Source organism: Synechococcus sp. MU1655 (genome assembly GCF_023630655.1).
GTDB lineage: Bacteria > Cyanobacteriota > Cyanobacteriia > PCC-6307 > Cyanobiaceae > Synechococcus_C.
Window position 1 is genome coordinate 1 of record NZ_JAKUHK010000222.1, and the last position, 3,409, is coordinate 3,409.

Annotated in this window: 3 protein-coding genes; all 3 read left to right on the forward strand. The window is 56.4% G+C overall.

All coding sequences use genetic code 11. The features are described 5' to 3' along the window. Window positions 1-837: 837 nt before the first annotated feature. Entirely contained in the window at window positions 838-1,431 is a 594-nt protein-coding gene (locus NCN04_RS09635) for an acyltransferase (protein WP_250395946.1), read from the forward strand. Window positions 1,432-1,434: 3 nt separating this feature from the next. Then, the gene (locus NCN04_RS09640) at window positions 1,435-2,586 is read left to right on the forward strand and encodes a DegT/DnrJ/EryC1/StrS family aminotransferase (RefSeq protein ID WP_250395947.1); all 1,152 of its coding nucleotides are present in this window, start codon (window positions 1,435-1,437) and stop codon (window positions 2,584-2,586) included. A 5-nt stretch (window positions 2,587-2,591) separates the two neighbouring features. After that, a partial coding sequence (locus tag NCN04_RS09645) for a nucleotide sugar dehydrogenase (protein ID WP_250395948.1) occupies window positions 2,592-3,409 on the forward strand: 818 nt, incomplete at its 3' end.

Sequence of the window (3,409 nt, forward strand, 5' to 3'; positions counted from 1 at the left end):
TAGGTCTACAGCGGCCAGGCTCGGATATCGATTTGTTCGTAGATCCGTCACGCCTGAGCCATGCCGATCGGCTGTAGCTGATGGCTTCTATTGACGAGTTGCTGTTGCCATAGACGGTGGATTTGCGTTGCGTTATGAACCATCCCCGATCTTCGTGCCCATGCGGAAGGGTGGGATACCGTTTTTGGACTAGATCGCAATAACCAATTGGTCATGTAGGCAGGCGATCGATTCGCCTTGCCCAAACGAAACCACAACTGCCCTTGTTATTAGTTCCTGTCGCCTCCATTGATTGGGCGGTGATCATCTGCAGGAGTGCTCTCTTGAGATACCGCTGAAGTCTTTAAGGAAGGCGCACTTCTTGAGCAAGATCAGCTCACGGATATCTCTTACCTCCCTCTCCACTTGCCCTCTCGTCTATCAACCCTAGGGGACGCGAACGTACGACTTGAAGCTGGGTGAGGAAGTGACACAGCTCTGGGGAGGGGGTGGCGTACCAGAGCATCTTTTCCGTAACGCAAGCGTGTCAATAGTGATGGCATTTACATTAATGAGCATGCACCCCCCTTTTTTTGATCGCATAGGTGTAGATGGCTGCGAAAATAATCAAACCGTCCAACCCCATCCGAAAATTCTTCAGCCCTGCATTGATGCCATGCCAACCTTGCATTCATCACCTCACAAGCGAGACGGTTGAGCTTCGCTCCCTTCCGCTGTGACTGAAGGCAAGTTCGGCATGCCTTCACACCAAGCGAATTATCAATGAATTCTTCTTTCAGATGTACATCTGTTTAGAGCTTTGTCCTTGATTGATCAGCCCCCCGTTCAACGCAAGCAATGACCATTGACCCCAGCACCAACATTCACCCCACTGCAATCGTGGACGAAGGCGCCACTATTGCTGCCGGCAGCCGGGTGTGGCATTGGGTACACATCAGCTCAGGGGCTGTGATCGGTGAGCGCTGTTCATTTGGACAGAACGTGTTCGTTGGGAATTGCGTACGGATCGGCGACAACGTGAAGATCCAGAACAACGTTTCTGTGTACGACAATGTGACTCTGGAAAACGATGTGTTCTGTGGGCCGAGCATGGTGTTCACCAATGTCTACAACCCACGGTCGGCGGTAAGCAGGAAGGATGAGTACCGCGACACGGTGGTGGAGAAGGGGGCGACGCTTGGCGCTAATTGCACGATCGTTTGTGGAACCCGGATTGGTCACCATGCCTTCGTGGGGGCGGGCGCAGTTGTGAATCGAGATGTGAAGCCCTTTGCCTTGATGGTGGGGGTGCCGGCTAAGCAAATTGGCTGGATGAGTGCATATGGCGAGCGGGTGGATCTTCCTCTTACTGGAACCGGTTCATGGACATGCCCCCACACCGGTGACACCTACCAACTTGTCGAGCACAATCTCACTCACTCTCCCGCCTGAGCGATGCAATTCATTGATCTAGCGGCGCAACAACGCCAGCAACTGCCGGATGGGCGAACCATCCGTGAAGCGGTGGATGCGCGCATCTCTGCAGTGCTCAATCACGGCCGCTACATCCTAGGGCCCGAGGTGGTGGAGCTGGAAGCAACCCTTGCCGCCTATGTGGGTGTGGATCACTGCATTGCGGTGGCCAGTGGCACCGATGCACTGCTGATCGCTCTGATGGCCCTGGGAATACAGGCCGGCGACGAGGTGATCACCACACCCTTCTCGTTCATTTCCACCTCCGAAACGATCGCCCTATTAGGTGCCATGCCGGTGTATGTGGATATTGATCCGGCTACCTACAACCTTGATCCAGACAAGCTGGAGCCGGCGATCAACGCCCGCACCAAGGCGATCATTCCGGTGAGCTTGTATGGCCAGCCGGCTGATTTTCCTGCCATCAATGCGATTGCCGAGCGCCATGGTCTGCCGGTGATCGAAGACGGTGCCCAGAGCTTCGGCAGCGAACAGCATGGCCGCCGAAGCTGCGGCCTGAGCACGATCGGCACCACAAGCTTTTTCCCTTCGAAACCCTTCGGAGGATATGGCGATGGCGGAGCTTGCTTTACCGATGATCCCGAACTGGCCGACCGTATGCGCCGGGTTTCGCGGCACGGCCAGGCGCGGCGCTATTTCCATACAGATATAGGCGTCAATGGCCGGATTGACACTCTGCAGGCTGCAATTTTGCTGGGCAAGTGGCCCAACTTTGCGCGAGAGGTTAAGGCGCGCGGCCGTATCGGAGCTGCTTATAGCAGCAAGCTCCAGGCTGCCGGAATTACTTCTACACCCCAACTGGCGGAAGGCAACACGAGCGTCTACGCCCAATACACCGTGCAAGTGGACCAGCGGGCTCAGGTGCAGGCCGCGCTCAAAGAGAGGGGGGTTCCCACGTCAGTGCACTACCCCACCCTCCTCAGCCAACAACCAGCGCTGCGTCGAGTGCACAGTGGCTCAAGCCAGGGTTGGCACACCCCCCTGGCTCAGGCGTCCAGTGAGCGAGTAATGAGCCTGCCCATGCATCCTTGGCTCAGCGATGATGACCAAGACCGGGTGGTGGATTCTCTTTCGAGCGCACTACAAAACATCTCGACTTCTGCAGCAGCATGACTCAAATGTCTTCCAGCAACTCTCATCAGGCTGAGCTGCTAGAAAAGCTGCGCACCCGTCAGGCTCTTGTAGGCATTGTGGGTTTGGGCTATGTGGGCCTGCCGCTCTCTCTCACCTATGCAGAAGTGGGTTACGGGGTGTTGGGTCTTGATATCGATCAAGGCAAAGCCGACTCCATCAATCAAGGCCAGAGCTACATCGAGCACATTGATGGTGAGCGCGTGGCTCAGGCCAGGCAAGAGCAACGGTTTGAGGCCACCACCGATTTCGCCAGGGCTGCAGAAGCCGATGCTCTGATCCTGTGTGTGCCCACGCCGCTGAATCAATACCGTGAGCCGGATTTGAGCTTCATTCGCGCCACGATGGCGGCGCTGCTTCCGCATTTGCGTGAAGGTCAAGTGCTGAGCCTCGAGAGCACCACCTATCCAGGCACCACGGAAGAAGAGCTACGCCCCCTGATCGAGCAACGTGGGTTCACGGTGGGTGAAGACGTGTTCTTGGTGTATTCGCCGGAACGGGAAGACCCTGGCAATGCGCACTTCAATACGGCCACGATCCCCAAGGTGATGGGCGGAAGTTCGGCCGCCTGCAGTGAAGTTGGAGTGGCGCTATACGAACAGGCGATTGCTGAGGTGGTGGCGGTGAGCAGCACCCAGGCGGCTGAGATGACCAAGCTCTTGGAGAACATTCACCGGGCCGTGAACATCGGCTTGATGAATGAACTCAAGCCGCTTGCGGATCGAATGGGGATCGATCTCTATGAAGTGATCCGAGCCGCGGCCACCAAACCCTTTGGTTTTGTTCCCTATTACCCAGGACCTGG

What these genes read in the sequence shown, in the direction of transcription:
- NCN04_RS09640 (WP_250395947.1), top strand. Translation starts at nt 1,435, where the DNA reads ATGCAATTCATTGATCTAGCGGCGCAACAACGCCAGCAACTGCCGGAT.
- NCN04_RS09635 (WP_250395946.1), top strand. Translation starts at nt 838, where the DNA reads ATGACCATTGACCCCAGCACCAACATTCACCCCACTGCAATCGTGGAC.